Annotated in this window: 13 protein-coding genes, 1 tRNA gene and 1 riboswitch; of the genes, 4 read left to right on the plus strand and 10 right to left on the minus strand. The window is 73.3% G+C overall.

Annotation, left to right across the window (positions count from 1 at the left end; all coding sequences use genetic code 11):
- Positions 1–200: 200 nt before the first annotated feature.
- Together ACFV18_RS23570 and ACFV18_RS23575 are read right to left on the minus strand one after the other, a co-directional pair.
- Entirely contained in the window at positions 201–1,691 is a 1,491-nt protein-coding gene (locus tag ACFV18_RS23570) for an aminopeptidase P family protein (protein WP_380486260.1), read from the minus strand.
- Positions 1,692–1,826: 135 nt separating this feature from the next.
- A complete protein-coding gene (locus tag ACFV18_RS23575; protein ID WP_380486262.1) occupies positions 1,827–3,197 on the minus strand; it encodes a PP2C family protein-serine/threonine phosphatase in 1,371 nt (456 codons plus the stop codon).
- Positions 3,198–3,550: 353 nt separating this feature from the next.
- Here ACFV18_RS23575 and ACFV18_RS23580 point away from each other — a divergent pair, with 353 nt between their 5' ends.
- Positions 3,551–4,207 (plus strand): bifunctional DNA primase/polymerase, encoded by a 657-nt coding sequence (locus ACFV18_RS23580; protein WP_380486264.1) that lies wholly within the window; start codon positions 3,551–3,553, stop codon positions 4,205–4,207.
- 190 nt (positions 4,208–4,397) lie between these two features.
- Here ACFV18_RS23580 and ACFV18_RS23585 read toward each other — a convergent pair whose 3' ends face one another.
- The 4 genes from ACFV18_RS23585 to ACFV18_RS23600 all read right to left on the minus strand — a co-directional run bounded on the left by ACFV18_RS23585 (position 4,398) and on the right by ACFV18_RS23600 (position 8,472).
- Complete coding sequence (locus ACFV18_RS23585; RefSeq protein WP_380486266.1) at positions 4,398–5,375, minus strand: DUF5926 family protein; 978 nt, start codon at positions 5,373–5,375, stop codon at positions 4,398–4,400.
- Between the two features lie 64 nt (positions 5,376–5,439).
- On the minus strand, positions 5,440–5,967 hold the full coding sequence (locus ACFV18_RS23590) for an ATP-binding protein (RefSeq protein WP_380486430.1): 528 nt from the start codon (positions 5,965–5,967) through the stop codon (positions 5,440–5,442).
- A 250-nt stretch (positions 5,968–6,217) separates the two neighbouring features.
- Positions 6,218–7,030, minus strand: a complete 813-nt coding sequence (locus ACFV18_RS23595; protein WP_380486268.1) for a glycerophosphodiester phosphodiesterase — start codon at positions 7,028–7,030, stop codon at positions 6,218–6,220.
- Positions 7,031–7,113: 83 nt separating this feature from the next.
- Complete coding sequence (locus ACFV18_RS23600) at positions 7,114–8,472, minus strand: purine-cytosine permease family protein (RefSeq protein WP_380486270.1); 1,359 nt, start codon at positions 8,470–8,472, stop codon at positions 7,114–7,116.
- Positions 8,463–8,614: riboswitch (TPP riboswitch) on the minus strand. Its footprint overlaps the gene before it by 10 nt.
- A 240-nt stretch (positions 8,615–8,854) precedes the next feature.
- Between ACFV18_RS23600 and ACFV18_RS23605 the strand changes: the two genes are divergently transcribed.
- Both ACFV18_RS23605 and ACFV18_RS23610 read left to right on the plus strand, forming a co-directional pair.
- Positions 8,855–10,558: a S1C family serine protease gene (locus tag ACFV18_RS23605; protein ID WP_380486271.1), complete on the plus strand. Its 1,704-nt coding sequence runs from the start codon at positions 8,855–8,857 to the stop codon at positions 10,556–10,558.
- A gap of 61 nt (positions 10,559–10,619) precedes the next feature.
- Positions 10,620–10,705: transfer RNA gene (locus ACFV18_RS23610), tRNA-Ser, on the plus strand.
- Between the two features lie 70 nt (positions 10,706–10,775).
- Here ACFV18_RS23610 and ACFV18_RS23615 read toward each other — a convergent pair.
- The 3 genes from ACFV18_RS23615 to ACFV18_RS23625 all read right to left on the minus strand — a co-directional run bounded on the left by ACFV18_RS23615 (position 10,776) and on the right by ACFV18_RS23625 (position 13,129).
- Positions 10,776–11,333: an NUDIX hydrolase gene (locus tag ACFV18_RS23615; protein WP_380486274.1), complete on the minus strand. Its 558-nt coding sequence runs from the start codon at positions 11,331–11,333 to the stop codon at positions 10,776–10,778.
- Positions 11,334–11,337: 4 nt separating this feature from the next.
- Positions 11,338–12,825, minus strand: coding sequence for a hypothetical protein (locus ACFV18_RS23620; RefSeq protein ID WP_380486276.1), 1,488 nt, complete (start codon positions 12,823–12,825; stop codon positions 11,338–11,340).
- 82 nt (positions 12,826–12,907) lie between these two features.
- Positions 12,908–13,129, minus strand: coding sequence for a hypothetical protein (locus ACFV18_RS23625; RefSeq protein ID WP_380486278.1), 222 nt, complete (start codon positions 13,127–13,129; stop codon positions 12,908–12,910).
- 105 nt (positions 13,130–13,234) lie between these two features.
- Between ACFV18_RS23625 and ACFV18_RS23630 the strand changes: the two genes are divergently transcribed.
- Positions 13,235–14,599 (plus strand): FAD-binding oxidoreductase, encoded by a 1,365-nt coding sequence (locus ACFV18_RS23630; RefSeq protein ID WP_380486280.1) that lies wholly within the window; start codon positions 13,235–13,237, stop codon positions 14,597–14,599.
- Between the two features lie 649 nt (positions 14,600–15,248).
- Here the strand turns inward: ACFV18_RS23630 and ACFV18_RS23635 are convergent.
- Positions 15,249–16,217, minus strand: coding sequence for a DMT family transporter (locus ACFV18_RS23635; RefSeq protein ID WP_380486282.1), 969 nt, complete (start codon positions 16,215–16,217; stop codon positions 15,249–15,251).
- Positions 16,218–16,555 lie beyond the last annotated feature (338 nt).

Raw genomic sequence — 16,555 nt, forward strand, 5'->3', positions numbered from 1 at the left:
AGCACGCGGGGGCAGCGGCAGCGCCCTTCGCGGACACCACCACACCCCTTTTCCGGAGAGCAGCCATGTTCACGCCCGGTCGTGCCCGTTTCGAGAAGATTGTCGTGATCGCCGCCGCCCGCTCCGGGTGGGGCCGACGGCACTGAGCGCACCGAAGCCCCCGCCGGCAGGCCGGACGGGGGCTTCGGGGCGACGCTGTGTCAGCCGTTCAGCGAGGCCATCCAGGCCTCCACCTCGTCGGCCTGCCGGGGCAGACCGGCCGAGAGGTTCTCGTTGCCGTCGGCGGTGACCAGGATGTCGTCCTCGATCCGGACGCCGATGCCGCGGTACTCCTCGGGGACGGTCAGGTCGTCGGCCTGGAAGTACAGGCCGGGCTCGACGGTCAGCACCACGCCGGGCTCCAGCACCGCGTCCACGTAGCTCTCGCGGCGGGCGTGCGCGCAGTCGTGGACGTCCAGGCCGAGCATGTGGCCGGTGCCGTGCAGGGTCCAGCGGCGCTGCAGGTCGAGCTCCAGCACCTTCTCCACGTCGTACACCGAGGAGTCGATCAGGCCCCACTCCAGCAGGCGCTCGGCGAGCACCCGCTGCGCGGCGTTGTGGAAGTCGCGGAACTTCCCGCCGGGCTTGACCGCGGCGATGCCCGCCTCCTGGGCGTCGTACACCGCGTCGTAGATCTTGCGCTGCAGCGGCGTGAAGGCGCCGTTGATCGGCAGGGTGCGGGTGACGTCGGCGGTGTAGAGGGTGTGGGTCTCCACGCCGGCGTCCAGCAGCAGCAGTTCGCCGGGGCGGACGTCGCCGTCGTTGCGCACCCAGTGCAGGGTGGTGGCGTGCGGGCCGGCGGCGGCGATGGTGCCGTAGCCGACGTCGTTGCCCTCGACCCGGGCGCGGCGCCAGAAGGTGCCCTCGATCCAACGCTCGGAGGTGGCGACGGCCTGGCCGAGCTCGCGCACCACGTCGACGAAGCCGTTGACGGTGGCGTTGCAGGCGGCGCGCAGCTCGCCGATCTCCCACTCGTCCTTGACCAGGCGCAGCTCGGACAGGAACACCGTCAGCTCGTCGTCCTTCTCGGCGTCGAGCTGCTTGCCGAGGGCGGTCTCCAGGGCGGCGTCGTAGCCGCGCACCAGACGGGTCGGGACGGTGACGGCGGCCAGCTCCTCGGCGGCCTTGCGGACGTCCCGCACGGGCAGGCCGTACAGCTGTTCGGCCTCGGCGTGCGAGTTGCGGCGGCCGACCCACAGCTCGCCCTGGCCGCTGAGCCAGAACTCGCCGTTCTCCCGGTCGGAGCGCGGCAGCAGGTAGAGCACGAAGTCGTGGCCGCCCTCGACGGGCTCGCCGACCAGGATCGCGTCCTCGGTCTGGTTGCCGGTCAGGTGCACGTACTCGCTGGCGGCGCGGAACGCGTACTCGGTGTCGTTGGAGCGGGTGCGCAGGTTGCCCGCGGGGACGATCAGCCGCTCGCCGGGGAAGGCGGCGGACAGCTTGGCGCGGCGCTCGGCCGCGTACGGGGCCTGGGCGACGGGCTGCAGGCCATGCAGCTCGGTGTCGGCCCAGCCGGAGCGCATGGACGCGGCGAGCTCCTCGGAGATCTCGCCGTGCAGGCCGTTCTTGCGGCTCTTGATCGGCTCCTCCTCCTCGCCGTCGGCGGCCCCTTCGGGGTTCTCGGACTCCGCCGGGCTGCGGTCCTCGGTCACTACGTCGCCTCCTTGCGCGCGTGGTACCGCCCCGCACTCCCCGGGTCGCGGGGCGCGAGGGCGGACGTCGCCCCCATGGTACGTAGGGCCGTTCCAGTGAAGAAAGGCTGTTCGACCTGCGGTTCCTGCCGGGCGTCAGTCGAAGCGGACCGCCAGCAGCACCAGGTCGTCCTCGCCCGGGCTCTCGCCGCCGGCCTCGGCCAGCAGGTGGTCGCAGAGCCGCTCCGGGTCGGTCCGGATGTCGCGCGGGGCGTCCGCGGCGGCCCGGCGCAGCGCGCTCTGCCCGGCGTGCAGGTTGGTCCCGAACCGGCGGGCCAGGCCCTCGGTGTACAGCACCAGGACGTCGCCGCGCTCCGCGGTGAGCTCCACCCCGGGCGCCTCCCAGCAGCTGAGCATGCCCAGCGGCGCGGACAGCGAGGTCTCCACGAAGTTCGCGCCGTACCGGGTGAGCAGCACCGGCGGGCAGTTGGCCGCCCCGGCCAGCGCGATCCGGCGCTCGGCGGGGTCGATGTTGGCGTACACGGCGGTGGCCGAGCGGGTCGGCTCGGTGGTCTTCAGCAGCAGTTCCAGGTCGCCGAGCACCGACACCGGGTCCTCGCCCTCCAGCACCGCGTAGGCGCGCAGCGCGGCCCGCACCCGGCCCATCGCGGCGGCCGCGCCGGCACCCGCGCCCGGGCCGGCGCCGGGGCCGCCGCCGAGCACGCTGCCGACGGTCAGCGCCAGGGTGTCGTCCGGCAGCGGGACCGCGTCGTACCAGTCGCTGCCCGCGGCGTGCTCCAGCGCGGCGGGCACGCAGCGGGCGGCGATCCGCAGGCCGGGCCTGGCGGGCAGGTGGTCGGGCAGCAGCGAGCGGCGCAGCGTGGCGGTGGCGCGCACCGCCCGGTCGGCCTCCAGCTGGCGGGCCAGCAGCGGGGAGGCGAACTCGCAGTAGCGGCGTGCCAGGTGCTCGCGGTGCTCGTCGGGGCGGCCCGGCTCGTCGTAGAACCAGGCCGCGGCGCCGAGCGCGCCCTCGCGTGCGGTGGCCAGCGGCAGCGCGTAGCAGGCGCCGAGGCCCAGCTGGGCGGCGATCTCGCGGAACCGGGGGCCCACCGACGGGTCGGTGGCCAGGTCGGAGATCAGCAGCCGGCCGGTGGCGCCGGGGAGGCTGAGCAGGTCGGCGAACGGGCCGTGCTCGGCCGGGATGGTCTCCAGTGAGCCGAGCGTCGCCGGGTCCAGGCCGAGGCCGACCGGCCGGGCCAGGGTGCGGGCCGGCCCGGGCCGCAGGGTGACCACCAGGCCGCGGCGGGCGCCGAGCAGCGCGGCGCCGGAGTCCAGCAGCGCGTCGAGGGTGCCGGACAGCCCGTCGGCCCGGGCCAGCAGTTCCACGTGCTCCTGGAGGCTGGTGAAATCGGACAGCCATCCGGCCAAACGGTCCTGCAGATCCGCCGAGGGCACCTCGCCGAGTTCCGGCAGCAGCACCGGCTCGGACCTCAGGGCTTCGGCCGCCAGCGGCTGGACGTCGGTCATGTCACAACTCCCCACAATCCGGAACGTGTCACGCAGGAGCCCCGAGACCGACCGAAAACGATGTCTTTACTCACTACTCGGCACGATTCCCCCACTTGTACACAGGCCGATCGGGGCATGTCCAGGAGTGCGGCGGGCCGAATGTGCCAGGGATCGTACGGCGCGGCCCCGCAGGTGCCACCCGGGGCGCCGGGCACTCACTCGTACGGTGGAACCGGTGTCGGCCGACCCGCGTCCATCCGGACGTATGGGGGATTCTCGTTCCAGCGGCGCAGCGCGGGCCCGGCCGAAGCGCACCCGCACCGCCCGCACCCCCGGCCCACGCCGACCCACGCGGAGAGGAACGAGCCGCCATGCGCCGACACCGCCGAGAGCTGCTGACCGAGCGGGTCGGCCAGTGGTGGCCGGGCCGCCGCGGCCGGACGCTGGCGCTGGCCGCCGCGCTGCAGGCCGCCGCCGGCTGCGGCTGGCCGGTGGTGCCGGGCGCGCGGGCGCTGCGCGGCCCGGCCTGCTCGTGCCCGGACCGGCTCTGCCCGACGCCCGGCGCGCATCCGTGCGACCCGCCGCTGGAGGCGGCCACCACCGATCCGCGGATGGTCCGCCACTGGTGGGAGCGGCGCGCGCCCGGCGCGCCGGTGCTGGCGGCCACCGGCCGGTCGCTGTGCGCGGTGAGCCTGCCGCGCGCGGCCGGGCCGTGGCTGCTGCGTCACCTGGACGAGATCGGCGTCCCGTTCGGCCCGGTGCTCGCCACCCCGGGCCGGTTCGTGCTGCTGACCGCGCCCTACACGCTGCCGGAGCTCGGCGGGCTGTTGTCCGAACGGCCTTGGGTGCCGGGCACGTTGCGCTACCACGGGCCGGGCGGCTACCTGGTGCTGCCGCCCTCGCGGACGGGCGCCGGGCCGGTGCACTGGGTACGCCGCCCGGGCTCCGGCCGGCCCTGGCTGCCCGAGGTCGGCACGCTGCTGGGCGGGCTGATCACCGCCAGCGCGGTGGCCCTGCCCTACTGCTGACGTAGCGTCAGCTCCCTTGCGCGGCAGGCCCGGAGACAAAAAAGGCCCGACCGCTGGCGACGGGGGATGCACCAGCGGTCGGACTGTTCAAACAGTAACAAAGATCCGGCTCCGCGCCAATTTGTCCACGCCGAAAGGCCCTTGGGACTTTCGGCCGCCTGGCGGAAATGTGACGCCGGACACTGCCCTGTCAGTTGAGGGTGATCTGACGGTTCACCAGGTTGGCGCGGGCGCGGCGCTCCTCGGCGGTCAGCGGCGCGGGCGCGGCCAGCGCCTCGGCCAGCTTCGCGGCGAACTCCACGGCCGGCTTCTCCACCTCGGCGGCGGTCATCTCCACCGGCAGGTCCCACACCGGCACGGTCAGGCCGTGCGCCCGGAACGAGCCGACCAGCTTGGTGCCCTCGCCCAGCGAGCTCTCGCCGGACGCCGACAGCCGGGCCAGGGCGTCCAGCAGCTGCTCCTCCGGCACCGTCATCACCCAGCGCAGGTGGTTCTTGTCCGGCGTGCCGCACCAGTACGCGGAGTCCACCCCGGCCAGCTTCTCGGTCGGGATCGCCGAGGCGTTCGCCCGCTCCAGCGAGGCCGCGACCTCGCCGGTCGCCGACTCGGCGTCCTCCAGCCAGAATTCGAACCCGGTGTGCACGGCGGGCACGAACTCGGCCGTGACGTCCAGCAGTTCCTGCAGGCGACGGCCGCCCGGGTTGGTCCGGCGGGCCGGCACCGGGGTGCCCGGCTCGGTGGCCAGCGCCAGCTCCAGCGCGTCCGCCAGGTCACGGCTCAGGTCGCCCGAGGACGACTGGGTCTGCAGACCCAGCAGGATCGAGCCGTCGGCGCGGCGCAGCGCCGGCCAGGCCAGCGGCAGCACCGTCGCCAGCGTCACCGACGGGACGGTGCCGACGGCCTCCTCGGCCACCCCGGCGGCCAGCGTCAGCGGCACCGTGGCGGCCGGCACCAGCTCGCGCAGCGCCACCCAGTCCGCCTCACCCGGCAGGCCCTCGAACGGCCGGTGCACCAACTCCTGCACCGCGTGCGCCGCCTGACGGCCGTGGCAGGCCTTGTACCGGCGGCCCGAGCCGCACGGGCACGCCTCGCGCGCTCCGACGACCGGGATCTCGCCCTCGACGACGGTGGACTGGCTGGGCTGCTTCTTCGCGGCCTTCTTTGCCATGGTGCGGCTCTCCCGGGGACGTCGGACTTTGCACCGCGCAGCCTACTTCGCCCGCGGCCCCGGCTCAGGCGCTGCGCCGCTCCCCGCCGCCCACCACCTGCCCGAACGCCGGCAGCTCCGCCCACACCGTCACCTGACCGGGGGCGTGCCGCACCCCCCAGTCCCGTGCCAGCTTGCCGACGATGCTCAGCCCCCGGCCGCCGTGCGCCGACACCGACGGGCTGGCCGGCACCGGCCGGGTGGTCGCCCCGCCGTCCGTGACCTCCAGGGTCAGCAGACCGTCCCCGCGCATCCGCCAACTCACCAGCACCGTACCGATCTCCGCTTCGTCATCGGCGTGCGGACGCCGACCGGACGATCTGTCCGCCGCGTCAGGATCATCGGCCGACAGCGGTCTGGCATGACGACAGGAATTGCTGAGCAGTTCGGAGAGGATCAACACCGCGTCGTCAATCACCGCATCCGGTATCGAACGATCACCGAGATCGTTGCGCAGCCTCCGCCGCGCGGTCGAAACACTGGCCGGACCGTGCGGAACGGCCATGGCCGATGAGGTCGACCCGGCCTGAACTGGCACAGCTCGCGCCACCATCAACGCCACCCCCGGACCTCCTTCAGCTTCTGCCGAGGGATGGATGCCCGCCGTTAATGCGTCGGAAACGGGAGTTCGACGATCCGATCGGGGCATTAACGAGATCCGCGCCGCCCGCGGGCAAAAGGTGAGGAGCGTCTCACCTTCAGTCGCGTCGGGGGGCTTGTCCGAATGACCGACAGGAAATACCCCGTTCAGTATTTCTGTCACGCCGATGGGGCGCGCGTGCCCCGCGCCCGCCGCGCCGCGTTCAGCGGCCCAACTGGGCCAGCACGTCGGCCGGGCGATTGGTGATCAGTGCCTCCACGCCCAGTTCCAGGCAGAGTTCGACGTCCTCGGGGCGGTCCACCGTCCACACGTGCACCCGGTGGCCGGCCCGGCGCAGCGACCGGATCAGGTCCGGGTCGCGGCGCACCAGCGAGATGCCCGGGCCGGCGATCGACGCGCCGCCCGGCAGTGCCCTGGTGCGGCCCAGCAGCGGCACCGGGCGCTCCCACAGGTACACCCGGGGCACCGCCGGGGCGTTCCGGCGCACCCGGTGCAGGGCCAGCTCCGAGAAGCTCATCACCCGCACCGTGGACTCCTCCGGCGCGGCCGGCAGCAGGCCGAACCGGCCCAGCATCCGCAGCAGTTCGGACTCCACCCGGCCCGCGTACCGCACCGGGTGCTTGGTCTCGATGGCCAGCTCCACCCGCCGCCCGGCGTCCGCGACCAGCTCCAGCAGCCGCTCCAGGGTCAGCACCGAGCTGCGCTGCGGCTGCTCCGGGTGCTTCCAGGAGCCGAAGTCCAGCGCGGACAGCTGAGCCAGCGTCATGGTGGACACCACGCCCTGCCCGTCGGAGGTGCGGCGGATGTCGCGGTCGTGCACGCACACCAACTGCCCGTCGGCGGTGACCCGGACGTCGCACTCCAGCCCGTCCGCGCCCTCCTCCAGCGCCCGCCGGTACGCCTCCTCGGTGTGCTCCGGGAGGGCGGCGGAGGACCCTCGGTGGGCGATCACCTTGACCGCCGAGCGGTCGATCGGAGCGGGGAGCGGGGCCGAGGCGCTGTGCTGGGTGTTCACGTCAACCAGCCTACGCGGCACCGGATGGCGGGTCGCTTCCGATCCGGCGACGCCGCGGTGAACAGCTCGCCCTTGACGTGACGTCAGCCCTTGCGCCGCTCCACGGCCGCCACCGCGCCGGTCGCCAGCGCCGCCACCAGGAAGGAGAGCAACGAGGCCGAGCTCCACGCCTGCGGGGTGAAGTGCACCGCCTCCTGCGCCTTCGCCCACAGGTCCGTCCACCAGCCGGCCACCGCCGTCGGCGCCAGGAACTGGTACACCGCGAAGCCCAGCGCCCACGGCGCCAGCATCACCCAGCGCGCCGGGGCGTCCTGGCTCAGGTTCCAGCCGCGCCGGCCCGCGCCCAGGAAGTAGTCCACCGCGAGCACCGCGAACAGCGGCACGAACACCGACCCGATCAGGCCGAGGAACGCGTAGTACGAGTCGGTGAACTCCTTGATCCGCAGCGCCAGCACCGTCACCAGCACGCCGATGCCGCCGGTCAGCACCCGCCGGTCCACCTTCGGCCACAGGTTGTGGATCGACATCGCCGTCGAGTACACGTTCGCGAACGACTGGTCCGACTCGCGCAGCACCAGCACCAGCAGGAACGCCCAGCCCGCCGCCACGCCGGTGAACGAGCCGAGGATCCTGTCCGGGTCGCCGCCGGACTGCAGCAGCGCCACCACGCCCAGCACGTAGCACCACACCTGGGCCACCGTGTAGCCGGAGAACGTCCCCCAGAACGCCTTCGCCGAACTGCGCGCGTGCCGGGTGTAGTCGGCGGCCAGCGGGACGAACGAGATCGACACCGCGATCACCGCGTCCGTCGCCGACAGGAAGCCGTCCCAGTTGCCCGCGCCCGGGTCCGGGAAGCCCTGCCGGGCGAACTGCACCGTGAAGTACACCATCGCCACACCGACCGCGACGGCCACGTACTTGCGCAGCACCGCGATCGCGCCCAGCGGCCAGATCGTCAGCACCGTCGTCAGCACGCCCGCCAGCAGCACGAACAGCCAGCGCCAGCCCTCGGTGCCGGCCACCGTCTGGGCGCCCCAGGCGATCACCGTCAGCTCGTACACGCCCCAGCCGACGCACTGCAGGATGTTCAGCACCGTCGGCACGTACGACAGCCGGGTGCCGAACAGGCCGCGCAGCACCGCCATGGCCGGCGCGCCCGTGCGGGCGCCCACCAGCGCCGCCACCGCCAGCATCGCGGTGCCGATCGCGGTACCCGCCACGACCGCCGTCACGGCGGCGGCGAAGCCCAGCTCGTGGCCCTGCTTGCCCAGCACCGTCGCGGCGCTGGTGAACCCGATCAGGCTCACCCCGAGGTTCGCCCACAACGCGAACAGCGCCCGGAAATCCAGCGTGCGCGGCGGCGCCGTGTCGAGGGTCAGCGGGGCCTCGGCCCGCACGGCCGTCTCAAGATCGGAAATTGGGGCAGACGGAACAGCCGTCATGGCCGATACTCCCTACGCCGGCATTACCCGGACAGGTTCCGGCGGTCAGCGCCCCCTCGACCGGGGCGGCGTCACCGCCATGCCCTACGGTCGATCCGGCGCACTCTCAGCCTGGCTGGTCCAAGCTCCCGCGACGTACTTCGGTTTACAGGAGCGACAGGCTAGCCTCCAGGTGAGGGAACGCCAAGGCCGGGGGGAACGGCGTCCGCATCGCGGGACCACTGATGTGCATGTCAGCGAGGCCTAAGGCTTCTCATGATTTCTTCAGGGGCCCGCTTACGGTGTCCGAATCCGGCATAGGAAAAACTGTGCCCCGAGGCTGTGGCCGCGCCGCCCGCGCGACGGACCACGCCCAAGGTTCTGTCAGCGATGGAGGTCGTCCGTGAGCACCGAGCACGCGAGTGGTACCACCCCGCCGGAGAAGGCCCCCGAGGCCACCGGCACCGAGGCGGCTTCCACTTCCGGGACGCCCGCGCCCGCGCCCGCCTACCTCGACGCCCCGCCGCCGGTGCTGCCGGCGGCCCCGGCCGCGCCCGCCGCGCCGGTGTCCGACGGCACCATGCAGCTCGCGAAGGTCCCCGCCGGGCCGGCGGCCCCGTCCGCCGCCCCCATCCCCGCTCCGGCTCCGGCTCCGGTGGACGCGCCGCCGCCGTTCCAGAACCCGTACGGCAGCGTCAGCGGGCCCAGCCCCTACACGCCGACCGCCGTCGCCCCGGCCGTGCCGCCGCTCGCCCAGGATGTGGCGCCGCTCGCCCAGGACGTGCCGGGCGGGGTCCCGGGCACGCCGGGCGCCCCGGGTGTTCCCGGCGTTCCCGGCGTTCCCGGCGAGGGCCAGCACCCGTTCGGCGCCGGTCACCCGGTGGGCGGCTGGGGGCACCCGTCCGGCGGTGCGGGCGGCTTCGGCGGACCGGGCGAACCGGGTGCGCCGTGGGGCGGCCCGCAGCCCGCTCCGGGCGGCGACTCCGGCAAGCGCAAGCGCGGCAGCCTGGTCGCCCTGGTCGCGGCGGTCGCCCTGGTGGCCGGCCTGGCCGGTGGCGCGATCGGCGCCTCCGTCTCGGGCAAGGACGGCGGCAGCGGCACCAGCCACAACAGCACCACCGTCAGCGTCGGCAACGCCCACCAGACCCTGGACCGGGCCCCCGAGTCCGTCGCCGGGATCGCCGCCAAGGCGCTGCCCTCCACCGTCACCATCAAGGCCTCGAACTCCAGCGAGTCCGGCACCGGCACCGGCTTCGTCTTCGACACCGAGGGCCACATCCTGACCAACAACCACGTGGTCGCGCCCGCCGCCAAGGGCGGCAAGCTCAGCGTCAAGTTCTCCGACGGGTCCTCCTACACCGCGTCCGTGGTCGGCCGCGCCGAGGGCTACGACGTCGCGGTGATCCGCCTCGACAACCCGCCCAAGGACAAGCTCGTCCCGCTGCCGCTCGGCGACTCCGACAAGGTCGCCATCGGTGACGCCACCATCGCCATCGGCGCGCCCTACGGCCTCGAAGGCACCGTCACCACCGGCATCATCTCCGCCAAGGACCGCCCGGTCGCCTCCGGCGACGAGACCGGCGCCAACTCCTCGTACATGAACGCCCTGCAGACCGACGCCTCGATCAACCCCGGCAACTCCGGCGGCCCGCTGCTCGACAGCTCCGGCTCGGTCATCGGCATCAACTCGGCGATCCAGTCCAACACCGGCGGCTCCGGCCGGGCCGGCTCCATCGGCCTCGGCTTCGCCATCCCGATCAACCAGGCCAAGTGGGTCGCCCAGACCCTGATCAAGGACGGCACCCCCGTCTACGCGATCCTCGGCGTCCTGCGCAACGACGACTACCGCGGCGACGGCGCCCAGATCGCCACCGCCCCCGTCCGCGACACCCCCGCCGTCACCCCCGGCGGCCCCGCCGACCAGGCCGGCCTCAAGGCCGGCGACGTCATCACCAAGCTCGGCGGCGTCGCCATCGACAGCGGCCCGACCCTGGTCTCCGAGATCTGGACCCACAAGCCCGGCGAAAAGGTCGAGGTCGAGTACACCCGCGACGGCAAGGCCGCCAAGACCACCGTCACCCTCGGCGAACGCAAGGGCGACAACTGACCACCCCTCCACAACGGAGTGCACCGAACCCGCTCCGACCCGTTAGGCTGGCCTCCGCCGAGGAGGGTTGCCCGAGCGGCCTAAGGGAACAGTCTTGAAAACTGTCGTGGCCTCGCGCCACCGTGGGTTCAAATCCCACACCCTCCGCGCCTGAGGACGGCCCCCGACCTGCAGTTCCGGTCGGGGGCCGTTCGGCGTACCCGGGGCTGAGGGGCCGTCAGGGGAGGCGGCCGTGGGCCTGGGCGAGGGTGAGGGCGGCGAGGGTCATGCCGTCGTCGAGGTGGCCGGTGGTGATCCAGTGGCGGAGGTCGGGGAGCGGGAGCCAGCGGGTTTCGGTGACTTCGTCGGGGAGCAGGGGGGTTCCGGTGGGGGTGCGGACGGTGGCGCGGACGACGGCGACGGTGCTGGCGAGCAGGCCGGAGTCGGGAGTCATGGTGCCGAGGAGCTCGAACTCGGCGTCGGGGACGCCGAGTTCTTCGTGCAGTTCGGCCCGCGCGGTGACCAGCGGGTCGGCGCTCTGCGAGAAGCCGCGGGGCAGGCCCCACTGGAGGCGGCCGAGCGGGTAGCGGTAGGTGCGGACCAGTCCGATCCGGTCGCGGTGGACGGGGATGATCACCACGCCGTGGCCCTCGTCGCGGTGACGGATCCTCAGGTAGTGCCCGGCGGCCCCGCTCGGGAAGGCGACCTCGTCGTCGTAGACGTCGACGAAGCGGTTGCGGTACGCGAGGACCTCCCGGGTGCGGCGGATGGCGTCCGGGTGCTCGGTGTCCGTCATGGCGTCAGCTCCTCACATCGACGACTCGTCCCAGCGCGCAGGCCAGCCGTCTGGTGGAGAGCCGGCGCGCCACGCTGTCCTTGCCCTTGCGGTACAACACGTTGCCGACCGCACCGGCCGCCATCGCGGGGTAGCCGACCAGCCCGGGCAGTTTCCACACCTCGGTGGCCAGTGCGGGGCCGACCGTGCCCGCCGCGGTGAGCACCAGTTCGACCGCCAGTCCGCCGATCGGGGCCAGCCCGGTCCGGTCGCCGAGGACGGCGGCGACCCGGGCCAGGTGGGTGTCCAGCGCCTTGCGCGCGGAGAGCGGGTCCTCGGCCGCCCGCAACCGCTCGACGCCCTGCCAGAACGGCGACTTGGCGGTGCGGCCGCGTTCGGCGCGGGCCCGCAGCAGTGCGGAGATCGCGTCGGCGGCGTCGGTGCGCAGCGCCGCCATCCGGGCCCGCACCCGCTCGTCGGCGAGACCGGCCGCCGCGCCGACCTTCACCTCGAACAGCGGCCCGGAGCCGGTGTCGTCCGGTTCCGGGAGGGCCCGCCCGGCCCGGTAGCGGTACTGGGCGAGGGCGAGTTCCTGGGCGGTGGCGCGGGCGGCGAGCCGGTGGTCGTCGCGGCCCTGGCCGGTGCTGAGGGTGGTGTCGGCGACGCCGATGGAGTCCACCACGATCAGGTTGTAGAGCGTGTCGACGAACTCCACCAGCAGGCCGAGGGTCTCCGGCCCGCCGACGATCTCCTCGGGGGTCCGTCCGGCGGCGTCGCCGGGCCACGGCCGGGGCAGCCGCAGCCGGCTGCGCTGGTGGAACGCGTGCGGACGGTCGGCGCCGAGGCGGCGGATCGCGGTGGCCAGCGTGGCATGCACCTCCCGGTACGGCTCGGGCAGGCCGGCCACCGCCCGGCCCATCGGCGAGGTCTCGTCCACGGCGGCGAGCACCAGCTCGCCGAGGGCGTACAGCCGGGCCGGCGGCCGGGCCGCCACCCGGGGGAGGTGCCGGAACTCGTCGCGGACCACCGACAGCCCGTCGGCCCGTTCCGGGTCGAGCCACTCGGCGTTCAGCAGCCGGTCGAAGTCGGCGGCCTGCTCCCGTACGTCGCCGGGGTCGAGCCCGTACCCGGCGGGGTCGTTGAGCTCGGGCAGCAGGCTGCTCAGGAACGGACTGGCCGGATCGACCGCCTGGGCGAGGATGCCGGCAACCGCGTCCTCGTACGAGCGCACCCCGAACAGGTGGAGCCGGAACGGGTGTTCGCCCGCAGCGCCGCTGTCCCGGGCCCGCAGCACGGTGGCCGCGACCCGCTGGAACCCGAACGAGTCGAAGGCGTACGACTGCGGGACGACCACCTCGCGGCCGAGCGCCAGCGTCATCAGCACCTCGGTGAAGATCTGCAGGTGCAGCTCGTCGTGGTACCCCTGCTGAAGCCCGTCCGGCCCGGGCCAGGCCAGCCGGGTCGAGTCGAGCGACTCCAGGTACTGGTACCGCGTGCCGTCGTCGTACGCCATGTCGTGCCCCCCAGGACGAACCGTCGCACCGGGGACGCTACCTGTGGCGTCCAGTGCTGAACAGCCCCGGGCCGACGGGTCGTCAGAACAGCGTCGGATCCTCGTCCTGGGCGGGCAGGCCGGGCAGCGCGTCCTGCCACAGGGCGGCGTCGCTGAGCGGGAGCTGGCGCATGCTGCCGTCGCACAGCACCAGCGAGCGGCGGTCGCGTTTGTGGTCGTGGATGACGCCGTAGCCGGTGCGGCGGGTGGGCATGAGGGCGACCGGGCGGCCGCAGGCGGGGCACTGGACACGGGGTGCGCGCATGGGTACCAGGGTGCCCGAACCGACCGACAGCCCGACAGGGGCCGGCGACGCTTGCCGGGGGCGGGGCGGGGGAGGAGAGTGCGGGCGGAACGAGTGGAGGTTGTCGTGGGTGAGTTGGTCGAGCGGCTGAGCGAGGGGCTGCCGGACGGCGCCGTCGCGGTGGACCCGGACGTCACGGGCGCGTACGCCCGCGACATGGCGGGCTTCTGCGACGCGGGCGAGCCGGCCGTGCTGGTTTTCCCGGAGACGGTCGAACAGGTGCAGTTCGTGATGCGCACCGCGACCGAACTGCGGGTGCCGGTGGTGCCGCAGGGCGCGCGCACCGGCCTGTCCGGCGGCGCGAACGCCGTTGACGGCTGCATCCTGCTCTCGCTGACCAGGATGAACCGGATCCTGCACCTGGACCCGGTCGACCGGATCGCGATCGTGCAGCCCGGCGTGGTCAACGCCGAACTCTCCCGGGCCGCCGAAGCCCAGCAGCTGGCCTACCCGCCGGACCCGTCGAGCTGGGAGTCCTGCACCATCGGCGGCAACATCGGCACCGGCGCCGGCGGCCTGTGCTGCGTGAAGTACGGCGTGACCAGCGAGTACGTGCTCGGCCTTGACGTGGTGCTGGCCGACGGCCGACTGCTGCGGACCGGCCGGCGCACGGCCAAGGGCGTGGCCGGCTACGACCTGACCCGGCTGCTGGTCGGCTCCGAGGGCACCCTCGGCGTGGTGGTCGAGGCGGTGCTCGCGCTGCGCCCCGCGCCCGGCCCGCAGCTGGTGCTGGCGGCCGAGTTCGACTCGGTGGACGCCGCCGGGCAGGCGGTGTGCGAGGTGATGGCCGCCGGGTTCACGCCCTCGCTGATGGAGCTGATGGACGCCACCACCGTCCGCGCGGTCAACGAGATGGCACAGATGGGCCTGCCGGAGTCGACCCGGGCGCTGCTGCTGGTGGCCTTCGACGGCCCGGACCAGCGCGCGTTGCTGGACGCGGTCGGTGCGCTGTGCACGGCCGCCGGGGCCACCGAGGTGGTGCCGGCCGAGGACCGGGCGGAGTCCGAACTGCTGCTCCAGGCCCGCCGGTTGGCGCTGCCCGCGCTGGAGCGGATGGGTACCACGATGATCGACGACGTGGCGGTGCCGCGCAGCGCGCTGGCGGCGATGCTGAACGGCGTCGCGGAGATCGCCGAGCGGCACCGGCTGACCATCGGCGTGGTCTCGCACGCCGGCGACGGCAACACCCACCCGGTGGTGATCTTCGACGCCCGGGATCCGGAGCAGGTGGAGCGGGCCCGGACCTCCTTCGACGAGATCATGGCGCTCGGCCTGGAGCTGGGCGGCACGGTGACGGGCGAGCACGGCATCGGGCTGCTGAAGCGCGAGTGGCTGGCCCGGGAGCTGGGATCGGTCGGGTTGGAGTTGCAGCGGCAGATCAAGGCGGTCTTCGATCCGCTGGGTCTGCTCAATCCAGGAAAGATGATCTGAGAACCGGGAAAGATGATCTGAGAATCGTTCTGAATTCGGATCGGATTTCCCTCGCATCCCTTGGGCGGATGAATATCGACATTTGACGGTCACCGCACCGGAACGGGGCGCGGGCCCACCGTTCGTGCGCCCGCAGGGTGGCGCGACTCGCGGGGAACCGGGGGCCTGACCGGCGCCACCAGCCTCGGTCGGCCCAGGTAGAAGTGCAGCTCAACGGCGTTGCGGCCGACGGCTGGTGGCCCCCGGCGGGCCAATCCGCGGGGCCGGCGTATCACGCGAACGAGGGAAAATGCCCAGCGGCGCTGGTGCTTTGTCGATTTGTTGCGGAATTCTGTTCCCAGGAAGTGCAGGACAGCAATTCACGGTCATCAGCGGTGACCATCGGCAGTGGACAGGCAGTGGACAGGCAGTGGACAGGCAGCGGACATCGGCAGCACGGAGGAAATCCATGGCGCGCTACTGACCTCCCGGCGGGAGGTGCGGACGGATCGGCGGGGGCGCCGAGCCGGCCCGAGCACCGACCGCCGGAGTACCCGGGAGTGGAAAGGGTCACCCGCCTCGGGGCGTACGAGGAGCAGAAACCCCTCGGGGGCGCGGCAGCCGCGAACGGCACCGCGCCCCCGAGGGGTGTCGGGCGAAAACCGGAGGACTACCGTCGAGCGGTGAGGGTGGCCCCGACGCTGGCCGCGACCACGCAGCAGATGCCGACCAGCTGCGGCAGGCCCAGCACCTGGCCGAGCACCAGCAGCCCGACCAGCGCACTGACCGCCGGGTCCAGGCTGACGATCACGCTGAACACCCGCTGCGACATCCGGCGCAGCGCGACCATCTCCAGCGCGTACGGCAGCACCGGGAAGAGCAGGGCGACACCGGCGATCGCGAGCAGCAGCAGGGCGGGGGAGTCGGAGCCGGACAGTCCGTGCATCGCCTCGGCGGCGCCGAACGGGGCGAGCACCACCATGCCGACGGTGAAGGAGACCGCCAGGCCCTCGAAGCCCTTGAACGCCGCGCCGACCTTGTCGGTGAACAGGATGTAGCCGGAGTAGCAGGCGGCCGCCCCGAAGGCGCAGGCCAGGCCGACCGGGTCCAGGCTGGAGCCGGACTCGCCGTGGCCGAACAGGGTGAGCAGCACCACGCCGGCGGCGGCGAGCATCGCCCACAGCACGTGTCCGGCGCGCCGGGCGAAGACCAGGGCGACGGCGAGCGGGCCGAGGAACTCGATGGTGGCGGCGGTGCCCATCGGCAGCCGGTCGACGGCCGCGGCGAACAGCAGGGTCATGCCGGCGGATGCCACGCCGAGCAGTCCGGCCATCGCCAGGTCGCGCGGGCTGCGGCCGCGCAGCCGGGGGCGGGTGAAGGCGAGCAGCACGACGGCGGCGAAGGAGATCCGCAGGAAGGTCGCGCCGGCCACTCCCAGCACCCCGAACAGCGGCTTGGAGGCCGCCACGCCGAGCTGCACCGCCAGCATCGAGACCATGCACAGCACCGGTGCCGGGATACCGCCCAGCCGTCGTCGCATTCCGCTCGCCCGAGCCCGGCCGGAGCTGGTGACCTTGGAAACGGAGGCGATGGTGGGGAGTTTGGTGGTGCTTTCGACGGTGAGGGAGGTGCCTGGCATGAGATCGAGTGTCTCGTAAGGAGTGCTTTTGGTCAAAGACAGTTACCGCCGGATGGCGCGGGGGCCCACCCGGGAGTGCTTCGGCGCCCACAGTGGTGGCCGGCGGGCACCGGCGTCGCGTCCCGCCGCGCGAACCGACGACCGGGCGGCCACCTCGCCGCGCGACCATGAAAAGGCGGTGCCCCCGCATTCCGAACACGCCACGGACCCGGACGGACACGGGCGGAGACGGAAAGCCGCGCAGGTCGGCGGCGTCGGTCTCATCTCGGTTGCGGCTACTGACAGCGCGGGTGTGCCGGGGAAACAATCGAGGCATCGCACTACCTGCGGGTAACAAT

Origin of the sequence: Kitasatospora sp. NPDC059673, from assembly GCF_042734215.1 — a bacterium.
In the GTDB taxonomy this organism is placed as follows: Bacteria; Actinomycetota; Actinomycetes; order Streptomycetales; family Streptomycetaceae; genus Kitasatospora.